This window comes from Cellvibrio chitinivorans (genome assembly GCF_035117775.1).
Taxonomy (GTDB): Bacteria; Pseudomonadota; Gammaproteobacteria; order Pseudomonadales; family Cellvibrionaceae; genus Cellvibrio; species Cellvibrio chitinivorans.
Map to the genome: position 1 here is coordinate 238,155 of NZ_JAYKKN010000002.1, position 24,644 is coordinate 262,798.

At 45.4% G+C, this 24,644-nt stretch carries 27 protein-coding genes and 1 tRNA gene; 20 read left to right on the forward strand and 8 right to left on the reverse strand.

Annotation, left to right across the window (positions count from 1 at the left end; genetic code table 11):
• The first annotated feature begins 42 nt into the window (after positions 1-42).
• From SPL68_RS07675 to SPL68_RS07715, 9 genes are all read left to right on the forward strand, one after another.
• The gene (locus SPL68_RS07675; RefSeq protein WP_323814514.1) at positions 43-1,704 is read left to right on the forward strand and encodes a hypothetical protein; all 1,662 of its coding nucleotides are present in this window, start codon (positions 43-45) and stop codon (positions 1,702-1,704) included.
• 14 nt (positions 1,705-1,718) lie between these two features.
• Complete coding sequence (locus SPL68_RS07680; protein ID WP_323814515.1) at positions 1,719-2,360, forward strand: hypothetical protein; 642 nt, start codon at positions 1,719-1,721, stop codon at positions 2,358-2,360.
• 74 nt (positions 2,361-2,434) lie between these two features.
• The gene (locus SPL68_RS07685; protein ID WP_323814516.1) at positions 2,435-3,478 is read left to right on the forward strand and encodes an agmatine deiminase family protein; all 1,044 of its coding nucleotides are present in this window, start codon (positions 2,435-2,437) and stop codon (positions 3,476-3,478) included.
• Positions 3,478-4,374 (forward strand): carbon-nitrogen hydrolase, encoded by an 897-nt coding sequence (locus tag SPL68_RS07690; RefSeq protein WP_323814517.1) that lies wholly within the window; start codon positions 3,478-3,480, stop codon positions 4,372-4,374. The genes SPL68_RS07685 and SPL68_RS07690 overlap by 1 nt, the downstream gene beginning before the upstream one ends.
• 100 nt (positions 4,375-4,474) lie before the next feature.
• Entirely contained in the window at positions 4,475-5,209 is a 735-nt protein-coding gene (locus SPL68_RS07695) for a GGDEF domain-containing protein (RefSeq protein WP_323814518.1), read from the forward strand.
• Positions 5,210-5,243: 34 nt separating this feature from the next.
• The gene (gene bcp / locus SPL68_RS07700) at positions 5,244-5,717 is read left to right on the forward strand and encodes a thioredoxin-dependent thiol peroxidase (protein ID WP_323814519.1); all 474 of its coding nucleotides are present in this window, start codon (positions 5,244-5,246) and stop codon (positions 5,715-5,717) included.
• A gap of 227 nt (positions 5,718-5,944) precedes the next feature.
• Positions 5,945-6,388, forward strand: a complete 444-nt coding sequence (locus SPL68_RS07705; protein WP_323814520.1) for a helix-turn-helix domain-containing protein — start codon at positions 5,945-5,947, stop codon at positions 6,386-6,388.
• Between the two features lie 104 nt (positions 6,389-6,492).
• Positions 6,493-6,834, forward strand: a complete 342-nt coding sequence (gene yajC / locus SPL68_RS07710) for a preprotein translocase subunit YajC (RefSeq protein ID WP_323814521.1) — start codon at positions 6,493-6,495, stop codon at positions 6,832-6,834.
• A gap of 80 nt (positions 6,835-6,914) precedes the next feature.
• On the forward strand, positions 6,915-8,276 hold the full coding sequence (locus SPL68_RS07715) for an alanine/glycine:cation symporter family protein (RefSeq protein WP_323814522.1): 1,362 nt from the start codon (positions 6,915-6,917) through the stop codon (positions 8,274-8,276).
• On the opposite strand, the gene SPL68_RS07720 is transcribed toward SPL68_RS07715, so the two are convergent.
• From SPL68_RS07720 to rne, 7 genes are all read right to left on the reverse strand, one after another.
• Positions 8,277-8,609 (reverse strand): TusE/DsrC/DsvC family sulfur relay protein, encoded by a 333-nt coding sequence (locus tag SPL68_RS07720; RefSeq protein WP_323814523.1) that lies wholly within the window; start codon positions 8,607-8,609, stop codon positions 8,277-8,279. It lies immediately after the preceding gene.
• Positions 8,609-8,917, reverse strand: coding sequence for a sulfurtransferase complex subunit TusB (tusB, locus tag SPL68_RS07725; protein WP_323814524.1), 309 nt, complete (start codon positions 8,915-8,917; stop codon positions 8,609-8,611). The genes SPL68_RS07720 and tusB overlap by 1 nt, the downstream gene beginning before the upstream one ends.
• A 1-nt stretch (position 8,918) precedes the next feature.
• Positions 8,919-9,281: a sulfurtransferase complex subunit TusC gene (tusC, locus tag SPL68_RS07730; protein ID WP_323814525.1), complete on the reverse strand. Its 363-nt coding sequence runs from the start codon at positions 9,279-9,281 to the stop codon at positions 8,919-8,921.
• A 4-nt stretch (positions 9,282-9,285) separates the two neighbouring features.
• Complete coding sequence (tusD, locus tag SPL68_RS07735) at positions 9,286-9,675, reverse strand: sulfurtransferase complex subunit TusD (RefSeq protein WP_323814526.1); 390 nt, start codon at positions 9,673-9,675, stop codon at positions 9,286-9,288.
• 60 nt (positions 9,676-9,735) lie between these two features.
• Complete coding sequence (locus tag SPL68_RS07740; RefSeq protein WP_323814957.1) at positions 9,736-10,419, reverse strand: Bax inhibitor-1/YccA family protein; 684 nt, start codon at positions 10,417-10,419, stop codon at positions 9,736-9,738.
• 209 nt (positions 10,420-10,628) lie between these two features.
• A tRNA-Ser gene (locus SPL68_RS07745) sits at positions 10,629-10,718 on the reverse strand.
• A gap of 163 nt (positions 10,719-10,881) precedes the next feature.
• The gene (gene rne / locus SPL68_RS07750; RefSeq protein WP_323814527.1) at positions 10,882-13,761 is read right to left on the reverse strand and encodes a ribonuclease E; all 2,880 of its coding nucleotides are present in this window, start codon (positions 13,759-13,761) and stop codon (positions 10,882-10,884) included.
• An 823-nt stretch (positions 13,762-14,584) separates the two neighbouring features.
• On the opposite strand from rne, the gene rluC reads away from it, so the two are divergent.
• Positions 14,585-15,607, forward strand: a complete 1,023-nt coding sequence (rluC, locus tag SPL68_RS07755) for a 23S rRNA pseudouridine(955/2504/2580) synthase RluC (protein WP_416377418.1) — start codon at positions 14,585-14,587, stop codon at positions 15,605-15,607.
• Between the two features lie 18 nt (positions 15,608-15,625).
• Positions 15,626-16,273 (forward strand): HAD-IA family hydrolase, encoded by a 648-nt coding sequence (locus SPL68_RS07760; RefSeq protein ID WP_323814528.1) that lies wholly within the window; start codon positions 15,626-15,628, stop codon positions 16,271-16,273.
• Here SPL68_RS07760 and SPL68_RS07765 read toward each other — a convergent pair.
• On the reverse strand, positions 16,266-16,853 hold the full coding sequence (locus tag SPL68_RS07765; RefSeq protein ID WP_323814529.1) for a Maf family protein: 588 nt from the start codon (positions 16,851-16,853) through the stop codon (positions 16,266-16,268). The genes SPL68_RS07760 and SPL68_RS07765 overlap by 8 nt on opposite strands.
• 248 nt (positions 16,854-17,101) lie before the next feature.
• Between SPL68_RS07765 and SPL68_RS07770 the strand changes: the two genes are divergently transcribed.
• The 9 genes from SPL68_RS07770 to mltG all read left to right on the forward strand — a co-directional run bounded on the left by SPL68_RS07770 (position 17,102) and on the right by mltG (position 24,527).
• On the forward strand, positions 17,102-17,560 hold the full coding sequence (locus tag SPL68_RS07770) for a YceD family protein (RefSeq protein WP_323814530.1): 459 nt from the start codon (positions 17,102-17,104) through the stop codon (positions 17,558-17,560).
• Positions 17,561-17,600: 40 nt separating this feature from the next.
• Positions 17,601-17,783, forward strand: a complete 183-nt coding sequence (gene rpmF / locus SPL68_RS07775) for a 50S ribosomal protein L32 (RefSeq protein WP_323814531.1) — start codon at positions 17,601-17,603, stop codon at positions 17,781-17,783.
• 24 nt (positions 17,784-17,807) lie between these two features.
• Positions 17,808-18,821: a phosphate acyltransferase PlsX gene (gene plsX, locus SPL68_RS07780; protein WP_323814532.1), complete on the forward strand. Its 1,014-nt coding sequence runs from the start codon at positions 17,808-17,810 to the stop codon at positions 18,819-18,821.
• 94 nt (positions 18,822-18,915) lie between these two features.
• Positions 18,916-19,857, forward strand: coding sequence for an ACP S-malonyltransferase (fabD, locus tag SPL68_RS07785; protein WP_323814533.1), 942 nt, complete (start codon positions 18,916-18,918; stop codon positions 19,855-19,857).
• A 53-nt stretch (positions 19,858-19,910) separates the two neighbouring features.
• The gene (fabG, locus tag SPL68_RS07790) at positions 19,911-20,654 is read left to right on the forward strand and encodes a 3-oxoacyl-ACP reductase FabG (protein WP_323814959.1); all 744 of its coding nucleotides are present in this window, start codon (positions 19,911-19,913) and stop codon (positions 20,652-20,654) included.
• Positions 20,655-20,845: 191 nt separating this feature from the next.
• Positions 20,846-21,082: an acyl carrier protein gene (acpP, locus tag SPL68_RS07795; protein ID WP_007640684.1), complete on the forward strand. Its 237-nt coding sequence runs from the start codon at positions 20,846-20,848 to the stop codon at positions 21,080-21,082.
• 186 nt (positions 21,083-21,268) lie between these two features.
• Positions 21,269-22,510, forward strand: coding sequence for a beta-ketoacyl-ACP synthase II (gene fabF, locus SPL68_RS07800; RefSeq protein WP_323814534.1), 1,242 nt, complete (start codon positions 21,269-21,271; stop codon positions 22,508-22,510).
• A gap of 71 nt (positions 22,511-22,581) precedes the next feature.
• Positions 22,582-23,466, forward strand: a complete 885-nt coding sequence (gene pabC, locus SPL68_RS07805) for an aminodeoxychorismate lyase (RefSeq protein ID WP_323814535.1) — start codon at positions 22,582-22,584, stop codon at positions 23,464-23,466.
• Positions 23,463-24,527, forward strand: coding sequence for an endolytic transglycosylase MltG (gene mltG / locus SPL68_RS07810; RefSeq protein ID WP_323814536.1), 1,065 nt, complete (start codon positions 23,463-23,465; stop codon positions 24,525-24,527). Before pabC ends, mltG begins: the two co-directional genes overlap by 4 nt.
• Positions 24,528-24,644 lie beyond the last annotated feature (117 nt).

A 24,644-nucleotide genomic window follows, 5' to 3' on the forward strand; every position in this document is an offset into this window, starting at 1 on the left:
ATGCTTGATTTGGTTTTTCAATTAATTAAAAGGTATGGCCTTATGTGGCTGATAAACGGTTTGACAAAGGCTCTATCAGGATTGATCAAAAGTGCCCGGATTCTTCCTTTGCTGATTTGCATGTGTTTGATTGCCTGTGGTGGCGGTAGTGGTGGATCATCTAACATCGCTCAAAGCAGTTCAGTTGCAAGCAGTACTATCACAATAAGTGGTCAGGTAACTTATGACTTTGTTCCTTACAGTGAACTGCATAATGGCCTTGACTATTCAGCTACCCAAATTAAACCGGTTCGCAGAGCTGTGGTGGAGTTGCTTGATGCTAATAATGTGCTTTTGATTGCGGGTTCAACGGACGATCAAGGCTCTTATAGTTTGAATGTTGAACTGAACAAAATTGTAAAGGTACGGATAAAAGCACAGTTACTTAAAAGCCAAACACCGAGCTGGAATTTTAAAGTGACTGATAACACCAACGGTAATCGGCTCTACGCTATAGATGGCAGCTTGATCGCGGCTAATTCTGATACTGCTGTACGTAATTTACATGCTGCGTCTGGTTGGACTAACACAGGTTACACGCAGCCGCGAGCGGCTGCTCCCTTTGCGATTTTAGATTCAGTTTTGACTGGCGCGGATCGTTTAATTGCAGCGGGAAACACTAAGGATTTTTCGCCATTAGAATTGCGCTGGAGTGCTCTTAACAAAGCTGCTGATGGTGAAATAACCTTGGGGGAAATTGGCACCAGTTATTATAAAGATTCAGTTGTTTATATTTTAGGGGATGCCAATAATGATACGGATGAATATGACCGCCATGTAATTCTTCATGAATGGGGGCATTACATCGAATATTCATTTTCGCGCTCCGACAGTCTTGGTGGTGATCACGCTTATGGAGAAAAATTGGACATGCGCGTTGCACTTTCCGAAGGCTTTGCCAACGCTTTTTCGGCAATGATGTTGGACAACCCTGAATATCGCGATACCAGCGGCTTTCAGCAAACGGATGGATTTGTTCGTAATCTGAGCCACAAAAATCATGCTGTGCGTGGATGGTACTCAGAGGCATCTATCCAATCAGTACTTTATAACTATTACAACGATATAGCCGAAGCAAAACTACAAAGCATTACCGATATTCTTAACGTAATAAGTTCCGAAAATTATTTTAATACTGATGCAATATTGTCTGTTTATGTATTTGCAGATGAGTTAAGGCACCAAAGTCCTGTTCGCGCAGAAACTCTTAACTCATTATTGATGGGACAAAATATCGCGATTACTGATACTTTCGGTGAGGGTGAAAGTAACAGCGGAGGTTATCCTGGTGCTTTACCGATCTATAAAACCGTATCCATTAATGGCCCGTCTACGAATGTTTGCAGCACCAATCACCTTGGGTCTTTTAATAAGTTGGCGGTCGCACAGTTTTTAAAGCTCGATGTTAGTGCACAAGGGAACTATAAAATTACAGTTCAGGAATCGGGTGATGATTCAGGTGAGTCGGATCCCGATATTTATCTTTATCAACAGGGGCGATTGGTGGGGAAAGCTGAATCGTCAATGGTAGATGGCGAAAGTCTGGTAAGTGATTTGATAGTGGGAACCTACATTGTAGAGCTGGTTGATTATCGAGCAGTAGACTCGGAATATAATCAAGCTGTTACGGCTTGCTTTGATGTTCTTGTGCAGCAAGTGAACTGATTGAGGGTAAATGAGTGAAAATTTCAGATTTTTATAATTCGGTTGTGTTTCTTTTTTCAACTTTCTTTTGCTGTCTCCTGCTGAGCGCTTGCGAAAGTAAATTGGTCGACGGAAATCAGCCAGAAACAAAATTGCATACTTCGTCAGGGACATCAGAAAACGTATCGATAAGTAAGGAAAAGCAGGATAAAAAGACAGGCAATATGTCTGCTCCAGCAAAACCTGGGGCGACAGTAAGATTAAAAACTAGTGAGCCAATTTTTATTGCTGTGTCGGGAGTTTTTGAATATTCATTGGTGTTGCTGTCTGCGCAGCATGAGGGTGAAATGAGTGTTGATATCTCAACCAGTGATGAAATTGCCATTCTTCCATCTGACACAAATACAGAGTTAGAAAATACTTATCGATTCCGTTTGGCACCTGATGGTGAATATGAAATTCCATTAACGCTAAATGTAACTAAAGAGGGGCGCTTTTATATTCATCTACATGTCACCATTCAAGCTGATAATCAGGCTACAACACGTGTTCTAGCGGCTATTTTGCAAGTTGGAAAACCTGATGCTAACGCTCAAAAACCGTCAACGAAAAGTCTTAAAAGCGATGTAGATGACGTTATTTTGCTACCAGCTCAAGAGACAATTTCACCGCGCTAATGTAACGAAATCATCGCTGCGGTTATAATTGCCTCACTTTAATGAGTTTCTTTAAGCTTTAACGAGGACTAGTTATGTCAAGTCAACGATTGCCCGCCGAATGGGAACCACAAGATGCGGTCATGTTGACCTGGCCGCACAAAAATTCGCCCTGGGATTGGATTCTGGACGATGTTGTTGAGCTGTATGAAGCTCTGGCGACAGTTATTTGTGATTATGCCGATGTGGTGATCGCTGTACCGGAAGAGCAAATCAATGAGGTTCGCTCGCGCCTTGAGGCTATGGGGGCACCATTGGAATATATCCATTTATATCCCTGTTCAAGTAATGATACTTGGGCACGCGATCATGGCCCGCTTACTGTTGAAACACCTGATGGTTTTAAGCTGTTAGATTTTCAATTTAACGGTTGGGGGAATAAATTTCCTCATGAGTTAGATAATAAAATTTCTCAGCAGTTAGCTGCGCAGGGAGCCTTTCCTTTTGCCTCCATTGAAACTCAGGACTGGGTGCTTGAAGGAGGCTCTATAGAAACCGATGGTCAGGGCACTTTACTTGCAACTTCATCTTGTTTGCTTAATAAAAATCGCAACCCTCAATTGTCAAAAAGTGAAATTGAAGAGCGTCTAAAGGCGGCATTCGGTGTAACAAAAATTAACTGGCTGGATCATGGCTATCTTGCAGGTGATGATACCGATGGCCACATAGATACTTTGGCGCGTTTGTGCCCTAACAATACAATTATCTACACCGCATGTGATGATGAGCAAGACGAACATTATTCCGAACTTAAAAATATGGAAGTTCAGCTGCAATCATTTTTCAATGCCAAGGGTGAGCCTTATCGATTATTGCCTCTGCCTTGGGCTGGAGCGGTTCTTGGTGATGAAAGCGATGAGCGACTGCCTGCAACTTACGCTAATTTTTTAATTATCAATGAGGCGGTGTTAGTTCCTATCTATGGCTTGCCAATGGATGAGGATGCGCTCGAGGTTGTTTCCCAAGCATTCCCGGGTTATGAAATTTTCGGTATTCCCTGTTTATCTTTGATTGAACAGGGTGGAAGTCTGCACTGCAGCACTATGCAAATTCCAGAAGGTGTAAGGGAGCAAATTTAATGCAAAACAATGCTGGAAAAAAACTACAGGTAGGGCTTGTCCAACAATCTTGCACTGCTGATCTTGCAGCGAACTTTGAAAAAACAATTGCACAAATCCGAATTGCTGCCCAGCAGGGGGCGGAATTGGTGGTGTTGCAAGAGTTGCATCGCGGCTTGTATTTCTGTCAGCAAGAAATCGCCGATTATTTTGATTTAGCCGAAACTATTCCTGGACCTAGTACTCAGGTTTTGGGCGAACTGGCAAAAGAACTTAATGTTGTTATCGTTGCATCTTTATTTGAAAAGCGTGCTGCAGGTTTACACCACAATACGGCGGTAGTGATCGAGCGTGATGGCAGTATTGCTGGCAAATATCGAAAAATGCATATTCCAGATGATCCGGGTTACTACGAGAAGTTTTATTTCACTCCCGGTGATTTGGGTTTTCATCCCATTCAAACTTCTGTTGGGAAGTTAGGCATTTTGGTGTGTTGGGATCAATGGTTTCCAGAAGCTGCACGTTTAATGGCAATGGCAGGGGCTGAGTTGTTGATTTATCCAACGGCAATTGGCTGGAGCCTTGATGAAGATGCTGATGAGCAGGTCCGTCAGCGTGATGCCTGGATTACGATTCAGCGCGCTCATGCCATCGCCAATGGATTGCCTGTTGTCAGTGTTAATCGGGTAGGGCATGAGCCCGATCCTGCTGGTGGTAAGGGGTTAAAATTCTGGGGGAGCAGCTTTGTTGCCGGGCCTCAGGGTGACTTCCTATTTAACGCCAGTATCGATCAGGAACAAACAAAGGTTGTGACAATTGACATGCAGCGCAGTGAGCAGGTTCGTCGCATGTGGCCGTATCTGCGTGATAGACGAATTGATCACTACGGGGATTTGTTAAAAATCTATCGTGACTGAGCTGCGTAGCTTTTATCTGCTCATTGGTACATCCAAGTGATTTCTGGTTGTGGCGCATAATATCGACTAGACTGTTGTTCAAATCTCCTGACTGAATGCAATGGTAACTATGGTTCTGTCTGCGCCACCATCCGATATTGACACTCCTCCTTGCCCGCTTTGCGGTACAACCTGTTTTTGCCAGCAGGAGTTACATCAACTGCGACAAGAAGTGGTACAGCTAAAAGAGCAAGTGCGGACGGATGCACTGACCGGTCTTTACAACTATCGATTTTTTTCTGAAATACTGCCTCTCGAAATAGAGCGTGCCAGCCGCTCTTATCAGCCGTTGTCACTCATACTGCTGGATATAGATCATTTCAAAAAATTCAATGATCGCTGGGGGCATGAGGTTGGCAATCGGGCGCTTTATCATGTTGCCCAATTAATTGGATTGACGATTCGTAAACTGGATTTTGCTTGTCGTTTTGGCGGTGAAGAATTTGTAATTTTGTTGCCTAACACTGACTTGAGGCATGCAATCAATGTTGCCGATCGGTTGCGAGAAATTATTGCCAATACACCCTTGATAAATGAGCAAGAACAAATCAATTTGACGGCAAGCTTGGGAGTTGATGAGTACCGTGGTGTTCAGCTAGGTTCTAAATCTTCAGCGAATGCTGAATCAAATATAGCGACTTATTTTATTGAGCGTGTAGATGCGCTCTTGTATCAAGCGAAAAACTCGGGGCGAAACTGTGTCGCATCGCCGGACGTTGATGAAGTTGATATCAATACAACGGTGACGCTAGAAGAAAAAAATGCACTGTTAGGTGCATTTCGCAGTGATGAGTAACTTGTAACGCACAATGCAGTAAGGTGATAACTAAATGACATTTCCAAAAATTGGCAATCTGGCTCCTGCTTTTGCATTAAAAAATCAAGCAGGGATCGAAGTTTCATTGAAAGACTATAAGCATAAAAAAAATGTCGTTCTATATTTTTATCCCAAGGCATCCACACCGGGGTGTACCGTTCAAGCCTGCGGCATAAGAGATGTACGTTCAGAGTTTGAAGCTTTGGACACCGTTGTTCTTGGGGTTAGTCCTGATGCTCCAACAAGGCTGCAAAAATTTATTGATAAATATGACCTGAATTTTGACCTGCTTGCTGACGAAGATCATTCAATTGCTGAAAAGTATGGCGTGTGGGGCTTAAAAAAATTTATGGGGCGCGAATTTATGGGCATTCTGCGTACCAGCTTTGTAATCGATAAAGAAGGCCGGCTGCAACATGTTATGGAAAAGGTAAATACAAAGACCCATGATCAAGATGTGCTCAAAATTTTGCGCAATGGCATGTAAAGGATTCTTGATATAATTTCTTGTGATAAGTGTCGGCTATTTTGATTGAAAAACGTACTTTGCCCTATTTGAATCAAAAAAAGTTCGTCTATAATCGCTAGGACTGTGTGTCGCTTGATTAGCTAAAAATGTAGCGCAAGGATGACGCTTGTACGGCAGAGTTTGCTCACTGCCAGAAAACTTCTGACTGATTTATAACCGCCCTTAATTGGCAAAGGAGAAGCCGGATGATCCAATTACAGCGTATTTACCGTAACAGCGAATATTTTTCGGAGAACTCGTTTGAAGGGTCTGATATCAGATCTTATGAAGAATATTTGACCATGGCTGAGATCCCCAAATTTGAAGGGGTGTCTGCTCGTGTTATAGATGCTTTGAAACAACGCGTAGGGAGTGAAGATCTTTCAATTGACCGAATTGCTGAAGATCTAAAGCTTTCAAAGAGAACGCTGCAGCGTCGCTTGCAGCAGCAAAACGCAAATTTTGCACAGTTGCGTGATGTATTGCGCTTTCATTATGCAATCAAATATTTAATTGATGAGCATATGAGCGTCGATACTGTTTCCAAAGCGCTTGATTTTTCAGATCGCACCAGTTTTACCAATGCGTTTAAACGCTGGACAAGTTTATCTCCCAGTGTATTTAGAAAATTGTTTCGCGATTACGCATAATTATTTCGCATATCTCCATCATCTCGCTGGATAGGGAAGCACTAATTGCCTGTGCCTTGTAAAACAGGTAGAGTTAGTGCTTTTTATTCTACGAGGTTAGTTTCATGAGTTTCTTTATCGCATCTGCAATGGCTCAGCAAGCAGCACCAGCTCCGCAGGGTAATCCTATGATTACTTTGTTAATGTTTGGTGGCATGTTCCTCTTTATGTACCTGCTGATTATTCGTCCTCAGCGTAAGCGTCAAAAGGAGCATCAAAATTTGGTTGCAGCTTTGGCCAAAGGTGATGAGGTAATAATGACTAGCGGAATGCTGGGTAAAATTCTCAAAGTTGATGATGCTTATGTGGTCATCGAAACTGGCAACAACGTAGAGTTGAAGTTCCAAAAAGTCGCTGTGCACGCAGTGCTTCCTAAAGGTACCATCAAGACTATTGATGCTGCCTAAGCGGTAAAAAATAATAAGGGGCCTCGGCCCCTTTTTTATTGCCCTCAATTTCCCATTCTTATAATTATTGTGGAGTCATTATGGAGCTTATTCATCATTATGTAGCTTGGTTGAATGGCGTTGTGTGGGGTGTTCCCATGCTTATCCTGATTTTAGGAACAGGTTTATTTTTGATGGTGGCGCTAAGGGGAATGCCGCTACTGCGAATTGCAATGGGCTTCAAGTTAATGTGGCAGGGGAGGGCTAAAGGGGATGCTACTACTGGCGAGGTCAGCCCATTTCAGGCTTTGATGACGTGCCTGTCTTCTACCGTTGGTACGGGCAATATTGCAGGTGTCGCGACTGCAATTTTTCTAGGTGGGCCGGGGGCATTATTTTGGATGTGGTGCACAGCGCTTGTAGGTATGGCGACCAAGTATTCCGAAATCGTCTTGGCAGTTCACTATCGTGAAAAGGATGAGCGGGGTGAATTTATTGGCGGGCCAATGTATGCCATAAAAAATGGCTTGGGGGAATCCTGGGCATGGTTGGGGTTCACCTTTGCTCTTTTTGGTGGCTTGGCGGGGTTTGGGATCGGCAATATGGTTCAGTCCAATAGTATGGCTGAAGTGCTGGAGACCACTTTCCATGTTGAACGTTGGGTTACAGGGTTGTTGGCAACTGTTGTTGTTGCCCTGGTAATTCTTGGTGGGATTAAGCGGATTGCAACCGTTTCCAGCTCTTTGGTTCCCTTTATGTGTGTTGGTTACGTTGTAATGTCGATTATTGTATTAGGGATCTATATTGATCGAATTCCTGCTGCCTTCGATTTGATTTTCACTCATGCCTTTACACCTATTGCGGCAACAGGGGGCTTTGCCGGAGCTGCGGTAATGTATGCAATGCAATACGGTGTGGCGCGCGGTATTTTCTCCAATGAAGCAGGATTGGGCACTGCAGGGGTGGCTCAGGCTGCTGGCACTACAGATAGCCCGGTTCGCTCAGGTTTAATTGGCATGATTGGTACTTTCATTGACACAATTATTATCTGTTCCATGACTGGTTTAACAATTATTTGTTCCGGTGTTTGGACGAGCGGTGAGAGAGGAGTCAGCTTATCCGCAGCTGCTTTTGAATCTGCGTTACCTGGTATAGGAAGTTATTTGGTTGCAATAGCCCTATTGATTTTTACATTTACTACCATTCTAGGGTGGAGTTATTGCAGTGAAAAATGTTGGATTTATTTGGGCGGGCGCAAAACTGTAATGCCATTTCGTATTTGTTGGGTTGTGGCAGTGTTTGGTGGGGCTGTGTTCCAGTTGGATTTTGTTTGGCTGTTGGCGGACACGCTGAACGCGCTTATGGCTATTCCTAACTTGATTGCGCTTTTACTGTTGAGTTCTGTGGTATTGAAGTTAACAAAAGATTATTTTGATAAGCAGAGACTTAATTCTTCGAATTAACTATAAGCAGTTGGTTGGTCGTGGTAGCCCTGCAATTTTGCTGGCAATTTTTGCAGGGCTTGGTGGAAATAGTTGTAATAAATAGATGCTGCGTCCTTTTTCTGGGCCAAGTTTTCTCTCGGTATATTTCACCAGTGCTCGCATTGCGGGTGACAGTTCAAACTCTTTGTAAAACTCTTGTAGTAATCTGATGATCTCCCAGTGCTCTGCTGAAAGAGAAATATTCTCCTGCTCAGCCAATGCCTCCGCTACTGATTCGCTCCAGTCATTGAGATTGCTTAGGTAGCCATCTTGATCCAGATTGATTTCATGCCCACCTAAATGAATTTGCATTAGTACCAGCTTTGCACGCAGCGGTGCTCAAGTGTTAGTTGAACAAAATTATTGTAATCAATCGGGGTTATGTTTGGAGCTAACTTTTCTTCGAGTCCTCGCGCCTTAAGGTCATTTACCAGCGCAAACACTTTAACGCCTTGCTGAATTAGCTCTTGTAGCTCTGTTGCACCAGGGATTGAGTTGATTGCACCAAAAACACCGTCTTCCAATAATAAAATTCCGTCGTGGTCACTACAGACCTTAAGGCAGGATGAAAGACTGTTGTTGCTGTAGGGGGATTTGTTGATGGTGTGAAGTGTGCTCATACTAAAAGCTCAGAAGTTGATCTTGCTGATTTAATAGTTGCCCCACGGCCTTATTGTCGAGCATTTTTACGTCATCGATAATAAGTTCGTTGATATTAAGTGCTCTCATGTCAATCGACTCTTTGTGTGCGTAAATATTCTCTATTCCGTACAGGGTTAGTGCTTGCAATATGGATGCAATATTTTTTTGATCGATATCTTGGCTCTTTTGATCTTTTAGCAACTGAAAGACGCCGTCATCCATAAATAAAATACTTATATTCTGATCATAAACAGAAGCGGCTAACGCTACATCGATTGCTTCTCGTGCTGTGCTTTTTCCATAAGGAGCTTGGCGATTAATTAGCAATATCTTTTTTTTCATTTTATTATCCAAAGCTAATTAATCGGTCTGAGGTTGCCGCTGCTTCTATCAGTTGACCTAGACCGCTGAGCGCAAATTCTGGTGCAAGATTCAGTGAAGGTTTGTTGTAGCGCTTGGACTCGTTGCTATCAAGAATGCCACGTCGTAAGGCTGCTGCTATGCAAACAACAAGATCGAGGTCGTACTCTTTTGCGAGCCGTTGCCATGCATTCTGCAGGTTGAATTCGTCCTGAGGTGGGCAGGCAAGGGCGGTTGAATTTTGGACCCCATCTTGATAGAAAAAAACGCGATGCACTTTATGCCCTTGATTTAGCGCAGCCAACGTAAATTGATAAGCGCTGTAGCTTGCCTGTGAGGTGTAAGGCGCTGCATAAATTGCTAATGAAAAAATCATAATTGCCTATGTAAAAAAATAAGGCTCCTCAAGAGGAGCCTCTTTTGTATCTCATTCGTGTTAGTCGTCGCTGGTTACACCGAGCAGATGCAACAGGCTAGTGAATAAGTTGACGATGGAAAGGAATAGGTTAGTAGTAGCCAAAATATAATTCGTTTCTCCACCGTGAATTATTTCGCTAGTTTGATATAGGATCAATGCGGACATTAACAAAACAATTCCTGCTGAAAATGCCAAATGTAAGCCTGAAAATTGGTAACCAAATAGTGATGCGCCCAATAGGAAAAGCATTACGGCGAGCATAACCATCATTCCAACCGCAACAAAACCACCGAGGAAGTTAAAGTTTTTGCGCGTCGTGAGCACATAAGCTGACAACCCAAGAAAAACAATTGCTGTGCCGCCCAGAGCTTGCATAATGATTGTTGAACCATTTGCCATGTTTAGGTATCGGCCAATCACTGGGCCAAGACCTGCGCCGATTAGCCCTGTAAACGCAAAGACTACAAGTAATCCAGTCGATGAATTGGCAGTACGAGGCAGTACAAACCAGATGAGCGCCATAGCAATAAGGCTCATGATCAAGCCTATTCCATGGCCAACACCTGCTGCCATGGAAATACCAGCAGTTAAAGAGCTAAATGCCAACGTCAAGCCGAGAAGCATGTAAGTGTTGCGCAATACTTTACTAGTATCTGCTTGGCTTAATGAGTGTGTTGATTGGGGGTTGTAAATATCTTGCATATTATCCTCGTTTAAAATTTTCCTAATGATCCTGAATAATTGAGTCGATAATACAAAATAAGTTGCAACAAGCCAAACGATTGCAAATTTATCTGATTGGAGTTTTTGCTGTGATATAGCGAATGGTTTGGGGGATAAGTTTGGAAGCTTAAATGAAAAAGGCACTGGAAAATCCAGTGCCTTTTTTGTTGATGCTACGCATCACTATATGGCGGAAGGGCAGGGATTTGAACCCTGGGTAGGCTCGCACCTACGCCGGTTTTCAAGACCGGTGCATTAAACCACTCTGCCACCCTTCCGAGTGCCGCAGATTATACAGAGCTTTTTTTATTGAGCAAGCGGAAAACGTCATTTTTATAGCTAAATATTGCACTGTAAAAAATTGAATCTTACCTTTTGCATATAAAAAAGCCGAATTGTTTCCAATTCGGCCTTTGCTGTTACTTTGTGTTGAATGCGCAGTTATTCGTTAGTGCTGCGCTTGTTTAATCGAGGGTCATTTGATGGTCTCGACAGTGGGCGCGGGTTGTGGTCAACACTTGGTGGTAGGCTGGTGTCCAATGCATTCGATGCCTGTGTCTCAATGGTTTCAGTGATGATGTTAATTTTGCTCACTGGCTTTGGCGCTTTGCGAGGATCATTGCTAGCTCTTGTTGGGGCTATAGAGACTTCGGTAATGGTTTTTCTCTCAGGAATATCGATTTCCACTTCAGTTGTTGAAATGGATTCGGTGTTTTCTGTTGCTGCAGGGACTGATTCGATTATCTCTGAGGTGATTTGTGTCACTTCAATTGGTTGAGCAACCGTTTCGTCTGTCGGCTGTGTTTCTGTGTCCTGCGCGTCTTGTGCTGCATGAGCTGTTGTTACTTCTGATGGCTTGGCAGCAAAATGGTTTTCTGTTGCTGATTCATCGATGTTGGGGATTGAGCTATCGGTTGGCTGAGCTGGTTCATCGATGAATGAATTGGCTACCACTGCTTTCACCATCTGATTTTGTTGTGCGTGTTCGGCAATTGCGGCAGAAATTTGCTGTGCCAGTTGTGCGGACTCGCTCAGCACCTTGGGTTCGGTTGATGTCTCGGGTGCTGCGACACTTTTTTCCTCGGTGCTTGGGGTGTTGTTTTCGCCCTCAAAGTTATCTCCGTTGTGGCGACTACGGCGGCGCTGTTGAGAGCGAGAGCGGCGACCAGCAGGGCGCTTTGATGGGCGTTGATCATCACCATCGTCTTGTGAGAGTTCACTGATAATTGGATCGGCTACAAGTGCCTCTTCTTTTTGGGTGGTGCGGCGATTGTTGTCGCGATCATTGCGCTGGTTGCGATTGCGTGGTTGGCGAGCATCCTCCTCACCAGCCTGTGTATCGCGCGGTTGTTGGTCGCGTTGTTGGTCACGATTGTTGCGCGATCTGCGTTGCTCATTGTTATCGCGGGATTCGCGAGAGAGATTGTCGCGTTTTTCGCCATCGCGAGCGTTTTCACGTCTGTCTTGGTCGCGCGATGGCTTTGCTTCGCCAGCAGGGCGGTGCTCCAGATTGTCGATAATTTCGCGATCTTCTTTGCGATCTCTGTCGCGGCGGTTGCGGCTATCGCGGCGGTTGCGATTTGAGTTGCGGCGATTGTCGCGCTTGTGTTCGCGTTTGCCTTTGGATTCTTCGTTTTTCTCGCCACCAAAAATACTGCTGATTGAGCCAATTAGGCGTGACAATAAGCTAGTTTTTTTCGCCGGCTCAGGTGCTGGTTGGCTTGGGCTGCTAGGTTGCACTAGTGGTTTTGGTGCGTTAAATGGTTTTGCTTTGAGGTCTTCCTCTTCAGCTTTTGTTTCGTCCGCATGTGCAACGATTTTATAGCTGGTTTCCAGTGTGCCCTCGTCGTCATCGCGCAAGCGTTGTACTTCAAAGTGTGGTGTCATCAATTCCGCACTTGGAACAATGACTACGCGAGTGCTGTTGCGCGCTTCAATGTTAGAAATGGTTTTGCGCTTCTCGTTTAGCAGGTAGGTCGCAACAGAAACAGGGCAGATGGCACGAATTTCAGCGCTGCGCTCTTTTTGTGCTTCATCTTCTACAAGGCGAAGAATTGAGAGTGCCAGTGAGCGGGTGCCGCGAATATTACCTACGCCGTCACAGCGCGGGCAAATTTTTGAATGGGTTTCACCAAGTGATGGGCGCAGGCGTTGGCGTGACATCTCCATCAGGCCAAAGCGAGAGATGCGGCCAATTTGCACGCGCGCACGATCCATCATAAGGGCGTCACGTACACGATTTTCAACTTCACGCTGATTGCGTACTGGCTGCATATCGATAAAGTCGATAACAATCAGGCCGCCCATATCGCGCAGGCGCAACTGGCGCGCAATTTCATCGGCAGCTTCAAGGTTGGTTTGTAGGGCAGTTTCTTCAATGTCGCCGCCTTTGGTGGCGCGTGATGAGTTGATGTCAATGGCAACCAAAGCTTCAGTTGCATCAATAACAATAGAACCGCCGGACGGTAATTTTACTTCGCGCTGGAATGCGGTCTCAATTTGAGACTCGATTTGGTAGCGATTAAATAGGGGGATATCGTCCTGATAAAGCTTAACTTTGCTGCGATAGTTAGGCATGACTTGCTGGATAAAGCCGGCTGCCAAGTCGAAGGCTTCTTTATTGTCGACAATAACTTCACCCACATCTTGGCGCAGGTAATCGCGAATAGCGCGAATAATTACGTTACTTTCCTGAAATAAAAAGGCAGGGGCTGGGGTGGTTTTGGATGCTGTTGCTATGGAGTCCCACAGTTGAAGCAGGTAGTTAAGATCCCACTGCAATTCTTCTGAGCTGCGGCCAACACCGGCGGTGCGGATAATCACGCCCATGCCAGAGGGAACTTCAACTTCGCCTAATGCGTCTTTCAGTTCGGCGCGATCTTCACCCTCGATGCGACGAGAGATTCCACCTGCACGAGGGTTGTTTGGCATCAATACTAAATAACGGCCTGCAAGACTGATAAATGTAGTGAGTGCGGCGCCTTTGTTGCCGCGCTCTTCTTTATCAATTTGAACAATAACTTCTGTGCCTTCTTTAAGTACATCTTTGATCTTGATGCGGCCATCAGAATCATTGCTGTTTTTGGTGAAGTATTCACGGGAAATTTCTTTGAGAGGAAGGAAACCGTGACGCTCAGCGCCGTAATCAACAAAAGCGGCTTCGAGGCTTGGCTCTACGCGGGTGATGCGCCCTTTGTAAATGTTGGATTTTTTTTGTTCGCGGTTGCGATTTTCAATATCCAGATCGTAAAGCCATTGGCCATCGACCAGCGCTACGCGCAACTCTTCAGGTTGAGTTGCATTAATGAGCATTCTTTTCATGTTTTACCTAATTGTTTATAGGCGTCCGACTGACGTGGCAATCAGGGTTAACATGATGTGTTTTGCGCAGCCTTATGGACTAAAGCGCTACCCCGTATGCAGGGGCTCGCGTTAGCGGCTGGCGGGATAATCTGTCGGTCATGCAGTGTGATCGCTTAGCAGCGGCTGCGAGTTTGACCTTGGAAACAGATAGCCCATTTGGCTCATTCATCTGCACCGGGTATGTCCGGCTTTTCTATTTGTGGTGCTTATAGTGGCATTCGGTCTAGGCGGTTTTCCATCCTGTATTGACCGGATTGTGCATTCATTGATCTTGGTTGATTGAGTGGCAGAGAAGGTAATCGACCTTCCAGTCTGTTTCTCAATCATGTGGTTAGTGTAATAACTTAAACCACAAGATTAAATTTGCAGTGTGCAAAATTAGCATCGGATAAGGCTTGGATAAAATGTGTTCCTGCTATCCGGAATTTACAAATAGAGCTTTCTTGAGCTCGGCAAAACAAAAACAGTGTTAACAATGAGTGCAACGTTGGTTGACGCGATTGTTAGAGTAGTGGGCGAGCATCCGCTCACGTCCTACCATTGTCAGTTTCATAAAGAGCGGGAGCTTATACGGTAAATGTGTATTTGGCTGGGCTCTTGCTGTCAGCGGTATTTCCTAATGATGCGCCTGTCTTTTGTGCGCGACCCGGAAACCAGCCTGTATCAGCGGCTTGAATATAGCAGCTCTCCTTATATGCGGCAATTAAATCAGTGATTTACACGTTTTTTGGGTGCTTTCCTAAATGTCGCTGGGTGTGGTTAGTTATTTGGATCAGGTATCATGGCTGCTATGAATATATCCTCTGAAAGTACTCCTCCTGTGACTATTGAAACCTCCAGCTCTCCCGCTTTTGCTCAGGTAATGACTCTCTCGATTGATGAAGATCAGGCGGGGCAGCGGCTCGACAACTTTCTTATCGCCTTATTAAAAGGTGTTCCCAAGTCGAAAATTTATAACGTTATTCGCAAGGGTGAGGTGCGGGTAAATAAAGGAAGGATTAAGCCAGAATATAAGTTGATGGCGGGTGACTCGGTTAGGGTTCCGCCGATTAGGACTGCAGAGGCGGGGACTGTGGCCAAAGCCAGCAATCAAATGATGACCTTGCTAGCAAAGTCGATAGTGTTTGAAGATGACGGTTTGTTGATTATCAATAAACCGCCCGGTTTGGCGGTGCATGGCGGTAGTGGCGTGACTCTTGGGTTGATAGAAACTCTGCGCCAGATGCGCCCCGATGCGCGCCATCTGGAGCTGGTGCATCGTTTGGATCGCGATACTTCTGGGTGTGTGATGGTGGCTAAGAAGCGTAGTTATTTGCGTCACTTGCAGGCCGCTCTGCGCGATAAGTCGGCGGGCGCTGTTGGTGGTATCACCAAGGTGTATCAGGCATTGGTCATCGGTGAATGGTCAAAGCGTTTTAATCAGGTCAATATGCCCTTGCTGAAAACGGAAGTGGCGGGAGGTGAGCGGGTGGTGCGAGTGCATCCCGAAGGAAAGCCCAGTTTGACAGAATTTAAGCTACTGCAGCGATTCAATGGTTTTAGTTTGGTGGAGGCGCGTCCAATCACGGGGCGTACACATCAAATCAGGGTGCATGCGCAATACGGTGGTTGCCCGCTTGTGGGAGATGAGAAGTATGGCGATGATGAAATTAATGCATCGATGCGTGATGTAGGTATTAGGCGCTTGTTTTTGCATGCATTCTCGCTCACGTTCACCTTGCCTGATTCGGATGAGTCCATTTATGTGGAGGCGCCGCTGCCGCCTGATTTGGCAACCCCCTTGAATAAATTGGCTGTAGTTTAGTTGTTGGAGAGAGTGTAATTGCTGTTTATCTTTGATTGGGATGGCACCCTTAGCGATTCAAAAGCCAAAATCACCAAGGCGATGCAATTGGCCGCGCAGGATATGGGGTGGAATCCACTGGATGATCATCATATTCACAATATTATTGGTTTGGGCTTGCCGGAGGCTATCCAGGCTCTGTATCCCGATGTCGATTTGATTAATCGCCAGCGTTTGCGCGATGCCTATGCGGTGCACTTTTTGTCGCTGGATGAGGCTAGTCCATCTGATTTTTTTCCGGGGGTTGTTGATACGTTGCATCGCCTTAAGGCTGATGGGCACATCTTAACTATCGCCACAGGTAAGAGTCGCAAAGGGTTGGATCGCATTTTGGGTGTGCTTGGCGTGGCAGAGTTTTTTCATGCAACTCGCTGTGCTGACGAAACTGCCTCCAAGCCTGATCCGCTAATGCTGTCGGAGCTGTTAATTGAGTTTAATGTGGTGGCGCATGAGGCGGTTATGATTGGTGATACCGAATATGACATGGAAATGGCTCGTCGACTCGGTATGCCACGAATAGCAGTGAGTTATGGTGCGCATCATATCGAGCGCCTGCATTCATATGAGCCTGAGTTGTGCCTGGATCAGTTTGATCAGCTGCTTGGTTGGGGTAAGTTACTCAACTAAGTGGGTCTACTCCTTCATTTATAAGCATGCGCGTAAGTGCGATCAGGGGGAGGCCAATTAAGGTGTTTGGATCTTCCCCGTCAAATTTCTCAAATAAGCAAATTCCCAGTCCTTCGGACTTAAAGCTGCCAGCGCAGTCGTAGGGCTGCTCTCGCTGTAGGTAGTTTTCAATTTGTGCGTCGGTAAGCTCGCGAAACTTAACTTTGTAGTGCTCAACACTGATTTGAGTGTGGTTTGTTTTTGGATTCAGTAGGCAAAGTCCGGTCATAAACTCGACTTCCTGATTGCGAAAGCTGCGGAGTTGTGCGATTGCATTTTGATGGGTATGAGGCTTTCCGAGAATTTGACCAGCCAAGCACGCTACTTGATCTGAGCCGATAATCATGTGATTCGGATAGGTGTTTGCCAGTTGGCGAGCTTTTTTCTCGGCCAGTCTGCTCACAAGCTGCATTGGGGGTTCATCGGGCAGAGGGGATTCATCAATATCCGGTGCGGCCCAGTCAAAGTTCAATTCGAGCTTTTCAAGCAGCTTGCGGCGATAAAGTGAGCTTGAGGCGAGTAAGATCTTGGTTTTTGTCATAACAGCGCTGCTTTTATGGGGGGGGGCGGGTGTTGTTTTTCCTGTGTCTGGGCTCTTTTGATGGGCGGGAAACGCTAAATAGAGTGATGATTCTACCTCTAAGCCACTAAATAGCGCTATTTAACCAGTTTTTCTTTGACACTCTAGATTGATATCCCTATTATGGCGCGCTTATGTTTAAGACCCCTTCTAACAAAATTCTGCCTCGGCAGGGTGACCCCCGAAAATTCGCCCAACACGGCGTATCTTTGGAAGGTGTTATTCCTGTATCTGAGTTGCCGCGGATAGTTGAATCTACGGAAAACTCAGTAGGTGAAGTTCAAGTAAAGCTTGAATTTGCAATTAGTGAAGAAAGGAAAAAGGTTGTTACTGGAAATGCTTGCGCCGAATTGGCAGTTGTCTGCCAGCGCTGTTTAGAACCTGTAACCATACCTGTTGAAAGCAATATCTCACTTGCAATTGTGTGGGATGAAGAAGCAGCAAAGGCATTGCCTGAGCGCTTTGACCCCTGGATTGCAGATGAGGGAATGGCAGATCTTTACGATATGATCGAAGAAGAGCTGCTGTTGAGTTTACCTGCGGTTGCCTACCATGATGAGCCCTGTTTGGACAGCAAGCTCTACTCAAGTGGAAAGCCGGTTGAGGTAAAGAAAGAAAAAAACCCATTTCAAGTGTTGGAACAACTTAAGAGCTCGCCGAAATCCTGAGGCGCCTCGGTTCCAATGAGTCAGTAAATAGGAGCTAACCATGGCAGTTCAACAAAACAAAAAATCCCGTTCCAGACGTGATATGCGTCGTTCACATGATGCATTGACTGGCCCAACCCTGTCTGTCGACGCAACCAGCGGCGAGAAACACCTGCGTCACCATGTGACTGCTGACGGTTTCTACCGTGGTCGCAAAGTAATCGACAAAGGCAGCAACGAGTAATTATTTACTCAAGCCGACTGCATCTTGTCTGCAAGAATTCGAATAGCGGTTGACGCTATGAGCGGGGACTTAGGTCCCCGCGTTGCTATTTGTGCTTCGCAAAAATTTCTGGATCAGTTCCCCGATGTGGATTTATTGCTTGTTGGTAATGAACCACAGATTCTCTCCTTTATTCCCAAAAATCAAAAAGTCCACGAACGAATGACACTTGTGCATGCTGCTGATGTAGTAACTATGCATGATGATCCCTTGTCTGCGCTGCGCCAGAAAAAAGACTCTTCAATGTGGATGGCGTTAGATTTGTTGCGCAATGAAGATGCAGATGCTTGTGTCAGTGCGGGAAACACAGGTGCGTTATTGGCTATTGCACGATTTCTGATTAAAACTTTTCCGTCAATCGAGCGTCCGGCTATTTGTAAGTCCATGCCGGTGAGTTCAGGAAATACGTATTTATTGGATTTGGGTGCCAATATCAATTGCTCACCGAGTCATCTTCAGCAATTTGCACTAATGGGAAATGTACTTGCAGGAATGCAGAAAAAGTCCCCTAGTATTGCCTTGTTAAATATCGGCGTTGAGAAGCAAAAAGGAACGGAGGTATTGCAAGCGGCATATTCACTGCTTAACTCTGACTCGCGTATTAACTTTGCTGGTTTTGTCGAGGCTAATTCTATTTTTACTGGTGAGATGGATGTCATTGTCTGTGATGGTTTTCATGGCAATGTTGCGCTAAAGGCCAGTGAAGGGGTTGCAAGACTTATTGCCAATAAGATCTCGGCAATTGCTAAGCAAGATATGATCAGCAGGTGCTTTAGTTTTTTAATGTTGCCATTTTTGCGGAGGTTAAAGCAGGAGTTAGATCCTTCGTCGTATAATGGTGCAAGTTTTTTGGGCTTGCAAAAAACGGTTGTTAAGAGTCATGGCGGTGCAGATGTAGAGGCGTTTTTACAGGCACTGATAGTGGCGCGCGAACAGGTTATTCAGCAAGTGCCTGCGAAAATTCAGCAGATATTGTTGACTGCAAAAAATCATCACTAGGCTTTATGTATAACCTGAAATTTATCCGTTTGTTACTGCTTGAAATCAATCATTCGTAAAACCGTTCGTAAATTAAGAGAAGCGATTAATTACTATGATAAATCAACATCTTGCTTTTGTATTTCCAGGTCAGGGCTCGCAAAAAATAGGTATGCTGGCTGAATTGGCGGCTGAGTTTTCTGTTGTGGAAAAGACTTTCGCGGAAGCATCTGAAGTGCTGGGATACGATTTGTGGGCTTTGGTGCAAACTGGTGCACAGGATGAGATTAATTTAACCGAGCGCACGCAGCCGCTGTTATTGACCGCCAGTGTTGCAGTTTGGCGTGCGTGGCAAGAAAAAAATGGCACGCAACCGTCACTTATGGCTGGCCACAGCCTAGGTGAGTGGTCTGCGCTGGTTTGTGCCGGTGTTGTTGCGTTTAAGGATGCAGTCAAACTGGTGCAGCAGCGCGGTAAGTTTATGCAAGAGGCGGTGCCGGCCGGTCAAGGTGCGATGGCGGCAATTATCGGGCTTGATGATGCATTGATTTTGGAGGCTTGTAAAAAAGCCGAGCAGGGTGAGGTTGTCGCTGCGGTGAATTTTAATTCGCCGGGGCAGGTGGTTATTGCGGGAACGGCGGCAGCGGTTGAGCGTGCAAGTGTGTTGTGCAAAGAGGCTGGCGCAAAACGAGCTTTACCGTTACCGGTTAGCGCTCCATTCCATACGGAATTGATGCGTCCTGCTGCTGACCGTTTGGCAGAGCAGATTGCTGCTACTGCTTTTTCTGCGCCAAAAACACCTGTTGTGCACAATGTGACTGCGGAAGTAGAGGCAAATCCTGAAAAAATAAAAGCGTTAATGATTGAGCAAATTTACAGCCCTGTTCGTTGGGTTGAATGTGTTAGTGCTATGGCTGCAAAAGGTATAAATACAACGCTTGAGTGTGGCCCGGGCAAAGTGCTTTCTGGCTTGAACAAGCGAATCAATGGCGAGCTAACAACAGTTTCTGTTGAGAAGCCGGAAGAGCTGCAAACGGCATTAGCTAGCATTGTGTGATAGCGCAAGAACTAGAAAACCTCTTTTTATCTATTACGCGGGAACGAAAAATGATGAACCTTAACGATAAAGTTGCGCTGGTTACCGGTGCTAGTCGTGGAATCGGTGCGGCAATTGCTGAGCAATTGGGTAAGGCCGGTGCGGTGGTGATTGGTACTGCAACCAGCGCCGCAGGTGCTGAGAAAATTTCAGCACGTTTTGCTGAGTTGGGCATTCGTGGCGCAGGTAAAGTGTTGAATGTGACTGATGCTGACTCGGTTGCAACACTGTTAAAAGATGTTGGTGATGAATTTGGTGCGCCATCTATTCTTGTGAACAATGCAGGTGTCACCAAGGATAACCTGTTGATGCGCATGAGTGATGAAGAGTGGTTTGATGTTATCAATACCAACTTGAGTGCTATCTATCGCCTGAGTAAAGGTGTGTTGCGCGGCATGATGAAAGCTCGCTGGGGGCGCATTATCAATATCAGCTCAGTTGTCGGCGCTATGGGAAATCCTGGGCAATCCAACTACGCTGCAACCAAAGCGGGTGTTGCTGGATTTGCGCGTTCTTTGGCGGCGGAAGTGGGATCACGTAATATTACAGTGAATACAGTTGCACCAGGTTTTATCGATACTGATATGACCAAAGTACTGCCAGAGGAGCAAAAACAACAGTTGATGTCTCGTATTCCTTTGGGGCGTCTTGGTGCTCCTGAAGAGATTGCTTCTGTTGTCGTTTTTCTCGCCAGTGATGCGGGCGCTTACATCAGTGGTGAGACAATTCACGTCAATGGCGGTATGTATATGTCGTGATTTTTTAATTTTAACCTTTTGTTTTTATTGGTTATTTTCTAAAAATCAAAGAATTTTGCCTCTTGGCATTACAACAACCTGAAAATCGATGTAAAATGCGCATCGATTTTGACCGGAATGCTCGGCTCAAGTATTTGTAAATTGATAGTCAGGCATTTCGAACATATAACCACTAGGAGTTACATAACATCATGAGTAGCATTGAAGAACGCGTAAAAAAGATCGTTGCTGAGCAACTGGGTGTGAAAGAAGACGAAGTTAAAAACGAAGCTTCTTTCGTCGAAGATCTGGGCGCTGATTCTTTGGATACCGTAGAGTTGGTAATGGCTCTCGAAGAAGAATTCGAAACTGAAATTCCGGATGAAGAAGCCGAGAAAATCACTACTGTTCAATTGGCTATCGATTACATCAATGCCAACTTGGCATAATTTGCCAACTTGGTGTGATTTGACTGACAGTTGATACCTGTTTTTCAGAAAAGCCGTATTATTGAAAAATAGTACGGCTTTTTCTTTTGCCTAAGGGCATTTCTAATCGTAGTTTCCGATTTCTTACGAAATTAATAAGGTAATTGGTGTTTTCATCTGATTATCTTTCGCAGGAGAACCTCAATCGTGTCGCGTAGAAGAGTTGTTGTTACTGGTCTGGGTATGATCAGTTCACTGGGCAATACAGTTGCTGATACATGGCAGGGCATTGTCAATGGCAAAAGTGGTGTTGCAACCATCACTCACTTTGATGCATCGGCTTTTACCACGCAATTTAGTGCATCGGTGAAAGGTTTGGTGGTGGATGATTATTTCCCCAGCAAAGAAGCGAAGAAAATGGATCCGTTTATCCAGTACGGAATGGTTGCTGGTATTCAGGCGATTCGCGATTCCGGTTTGGAAATTACCGAAGAAAATGCCGGGCGTATTGGTGTCTCGATTGGTTCGGGTATTGGTGGTATTGGAACTATAGAGGATGGCTCCTCGACTCTGGAGCATAAAGGGCCGCGTCGTATTTCCCCTTTCTTTGTACCTAGCGCAATTATCAATATGATCTCTGGCAACCTGTCAATTATGTATGGTTTGCGCGGTCCCAATGTTGCAATTACCACGGCCTGTACCACTGGTACCCACAGCATAGGTTTTGCTGCACGTATGATTCAGTACGGTGATGCAGATGTAATGATTGCTGGTGGTGCAGAGATGGCTACAACGCCGCTGGGCTTGGGTGGTTTTGCTGCTGCTCGTGCGCTGTCTACTCGCAATGATAATCCGCAAGCGGCGAGTCGCCCTTGGGATAAAGATCGTGATGGTTTCGTGTTGGGTGATGGTGCTGGTGTCTTGGTGCTGGAAGATTACGAGCATGCCAAAAAGCGCGGTGCAAAAATTTATGCAGAGTTGATCGGTTTTGGTATGAGTGGCGATGCATATCACATGACTTCTCCACCAGAAGATGGCTCAGGCGCAGCGGCTTCTATGCGCAATGCAATTTTGGATGCAGGTATATCGCCAGAGCTTATTCACTACATCAATGCTCATGGAACCTCAACGCCAGCGGGTGATAAGGCAGAGTGTCAGGCAGTTAAATCTGTGATGGGCGCGGCTGCGTCACAGGTTGCAGTTAGCTCAACCAAGTCAATGATTGGTCACTTGCTGGGTGCTGCTGGTGCAGTTGAGGCGATCTTCAGTGTGCTGGCGATTCGCGATCAAGTTGCTCCGCCAACAATCAATTTGGATAACCCGGAAGACTCTTGTGCGGATATCAATCTGGTTCCGCACACGGCGCAAGAACGCAAAATTGAAGCGGTTTTGTCCAACTCATTTGGCTTCGGCGGCACAAACGGGTCATTGATTTTCCGCAAGTTGTAAAATTTGTTTATTTTCAGTTAAAAATGACGCCGGGCTCTTACCAGTCCGGCGTTTTTGTATAGACTCCGCCTATGCCAATAAATCTTCCTCTAATCAATGTCAATGGTGAGTTCAATGCCGCTATCTCCCCGCTGGATAGAGGCTTCGCTTATGGCGATGGTGTATTTGAAACCTGCTGTTACAGTCATGGCTCTATTCCCTTGTGGGATGCGCATTGTGCACGTTTGCTGCACAGCGCAGAACGATTGAATATTCCTGTTGATATAGATCTGTTAAAGCATTATCTGAATGATGTGTTGGTCATTCTCACGGAAGAAAATATCACTCAGGCAGTAATAAAAATTACACTGACGCGCGGTGTTGGCGGGCGCGGCTACCGAGTGATAGAGCAAGTTCAACCTACCTACTGCATTGGTGTCTTTTCAGGAAGTTCATTGCAGTCAGATAACTACCTGAACGGCGTTTCTGTACGTATTTGTGATTTGCACTTGTCGCAATCGCCCGCGTTGGCTGGAATGAAGCATTTGAATCGTCTTGAGCATATTTTGGCGCGTGCAGAGTGGCACGATGAATTTGCTGAAGGGCTGTTACTTGATGTACAAGATAAAATTATCGAAGCAACAGTCAGCAATGTGTTTGCGGTCAAAAACAACAAGCTCTATACGCCTGATTTATCGTTTTCCGGTGTTGCAGGAATTATGCGCAAAACGATTATTGATCAGCTGGCGCCTTTGGTGGGCGTTGATTGTGATGTGACGGATATGGGGCTGGCGTTTTTGTATGCTGCAGATGAAGTGTTTCTGTGTAATAGCGTTTATGGAATATGGCCGGTAAATTCAATCGTTGATGATCGTCAGGCTCAGATTGTCGAGGTGCAATATTCTCATCATCAAATCACCCATAAATTGCAGCGTCAGTTAGAGCGATTGCTGGGGAATAATACGAATCCTTTATGAGTAAAAAAAATTCTTTCGTAGTTAAGTTATTAGGTGCAACAGCAATTTGTCTTTTGCTGGCTTTATTAGTGGCCGTATCTGCATGGTTTTATGTGCAAACCTGGCTTAAGGCGCCTTTGGAAATTTCAGAACAAGGTTATGTGTATGAGCTGAAACATGGTTTCTCGCTCGGGCATTTAGCTCATGATTTGGATGAGGCAGGGGTGTTGAATCATCCGCGGTTATTGCGTCTTTATGCGCGGCTTAACAATGCCAATAAAATTCACGCGGGCGAATATTTTTTCCCTCAGGGAACAACCCCAAAAAGCTTGCTGGAAAAACTTATCAAAGGCGAAGTTGTTTTATATCAAGTTACCTTTGTTGAGGGATGGACGGCCAAACAAGCATTAGCAGCATTAGAAAAAGTGGAGGCAGTAGAGCATCAGTTAAAGGGTAAGTCCGAGGCGGAGCAGTTGACGTTGCTGGCGTTACCGGTAGATGATCTGGAGGGGTGGGTTTTCCCTGACACTTATAGTTTTAGTCGCAATACATCAGATGTTTCGATTGTGCAAAATTCGTATCGCAAAATGCACGCGTTGCTTGAGTCTGAGTGGAAAAACCGCGCTGCGAATTTACCTTATAAAGATGCCTATGAAGCCTTAATTATGGCCTCAATTATCGAGCGTGAAACTGGGTATCATGGTGAGCGCGAGCAAATTGCAGGCGTTTTTGTCCGTCGATTACAGCAGGGTATGAAGTTGCAGACAGACCCTACTGTGATTTACGGCATGGGAGATAACTACAAGGGGCGTATTACCCGCAAAAACCTTGAGGAGCCAACGGCATATAACACTTATGTGATTCAGGGCTTGCCTCCAACGCCAATTTCACTTCCCAGTGCGGCATCGATCAAGGCGGCGCTCAATCCCGCGCCGGGCAAATCGCTTTATTTTGTGGCCAAAGGCGATGGTACCAGCGAGTTTTCCGAGAGTTTGGATGCACACAATCAAGCGGTTAAACGCTATCAGCTAAAACGGCGCAGTGATTACCGGGCTGCTCCGCCACCAACACAAGAAAAGTGACGATTGCATAGTTACTGAGCTGATGGTTCGCGGTATGAAAAGCGCGCTCTACTCAGTACAATAGCTGCCATTATTGAAATTATTTCTGATTTACGATCACCCCTAATGGATTTTTTA

Excerpts from the sequence above, each read along its gene's own strand:
- tusB (WP_323814524.1), bottom strand. The coding sequence starts at position 8,917 with ATGAGCACACTTCACACCATCAACAAATCCCCCTACAGCAACAACAGT.
- rluC (WP_416377418.1), top strand. The coding sequence starts at position 14,585 with ATGGCTGCTATGAATATATCCTCTGAAAGTACTCCTCCTGTGACTATT.
- SPL68_RS07690 (WP_323814517.1), top strand. The coding sequence starts at position 3,478 with ATGCAAAACAATGCTGGAAAAAAACTACAGGTAGGGCTTGTCCAACAA.
- SPL68_RS07705 (WP_323814520.1), top strand. The coding sequence starts at position 5,945 with ATGATCCAATTACAGCGTATTTACCGTAACAGCGAATATTTTTCGGAG.
- fabG (WP_323814959.1), top strand. The coding sequence starts at position 19,911 with ATGAACCTTAACGATAAAGTTGCGCTGGTTACCGGTGCTAGTCGTGGA.
- tusD (WP_323814526.1), bottom strand. The coding sequence starts at position 9,675 with ATGATTTTTTCATTAGCAATTTATGCAGCGCCTTACACCTCACAGGCA.
- SPL68_RS07720 (WP_323814523.1), bottom strand. The coding sequence starts at position 8,609 with ATGCAAATTCATTTAGGTGGGCATGAAATCAATCTGGATCAAGATGGC.
- SPL68_RS07685 (WP_323814516.1), top strand. The coding sequence starts at position 2,435 with ATGTCAAGTCAACGATTGCCCGCCGAATGGGAACCACAAGATGCGGTC.
- tusC (WP_323814525.1), bottom strand. The coding sequence starts at position 9,281 with ATGAAAAAAAAGATATTGCTAATTAATCGCCAAGCTCCTTATGGAAAA.
- SPL68_RS07675 (WP_323814514.1), top strand. The coding sequence starts at position 43 with ATGTGGCTGATAAACGGTTTGACAAAGGCTCTATCAGGATTGATCAAA.
- fabD (WP_323814533.1), top strand. The coding sequence starts at position 18,916 with ATGATAAATCAACATCTTGCTTTTGTATTTCCAGGTCAGGGCTCGCAA.
- acpP (WP_007640684.1), top strand. The coding sequence starts at position 20,846 with ATGAGTAGCATTGAAGAACGCGTAAAAAAGATCGTTGCTGAGCAACTG.
- pabC (WP_323814535.1), top strand. The coding sequence starts at position 22,582 with ATGCCAATAAATCTTCCTCTAATCAATGTCAATGGTGAGTTCAATGCC.
- rpmF (WP_323814531.1), top strand. The coding sequence starts at position 17,601 with ATGGCAGTTCAACAAAACAAAAAATCCCGTTCCAGACGTGATATGCGT.
- SPL68_RS07715 (WP_323814522.1), top strand. The coding sequence starts at position 6,915 with ATGGAGCTTATTCATCATTATGTAGCTTGGTTGAATGGCGTTGTGTGG.
- rne (WP_323814527.1), bottom strand. The coding sequence starts at position 13,761 with ATGAAAAGAATGCTCATTAATGCAACTCAACCTGAAGAGTTGCGCGTA.
- bcp (WP_323814519.1), top strand. The coding sequence starts at position 5,244 with ATGACATTTCCAAAAATTGGCAATCTGGCTCCTGCTTTTGCATTAAAA.
- SPL68_RS07695 (WP_323814518.1), top strand. The coding sequence starts at position 4,475 with ATGGTAACTATGGTTCTGTCTGCGCCACCATCCGATATTGACACTCCT.
- SPL68_RS07740 (WP_323814957.1), bottom strand. The coding sequence starts at position 10,419 with ATGCAAGATATTTACAACCCCCAATCAACACACTCATTAAGCCAAGCA.
- mltG (WP_323814536.1), top strand. The coding sequence starts at position 23,463 with ATGAGTAAAAAAAATTCTTTCGTAGTTAAGTTATTAGGTGCAACAGCA.
- SPL68_RS07765 (WP_323814529.1), bottom strand. The coding sequence starts at position 16,853 with ATGACAAAAACCAAGATCTTACTCGCCTCAAGCTCACTTTATCGCCGC.
- yajC (WP_323814521.1), top strand. The coding sequence starts at position 6,493 with ATGAGTTTCTTTATCGCATCTGCAATGGCTCAGCAAGCAGCACCAGCT.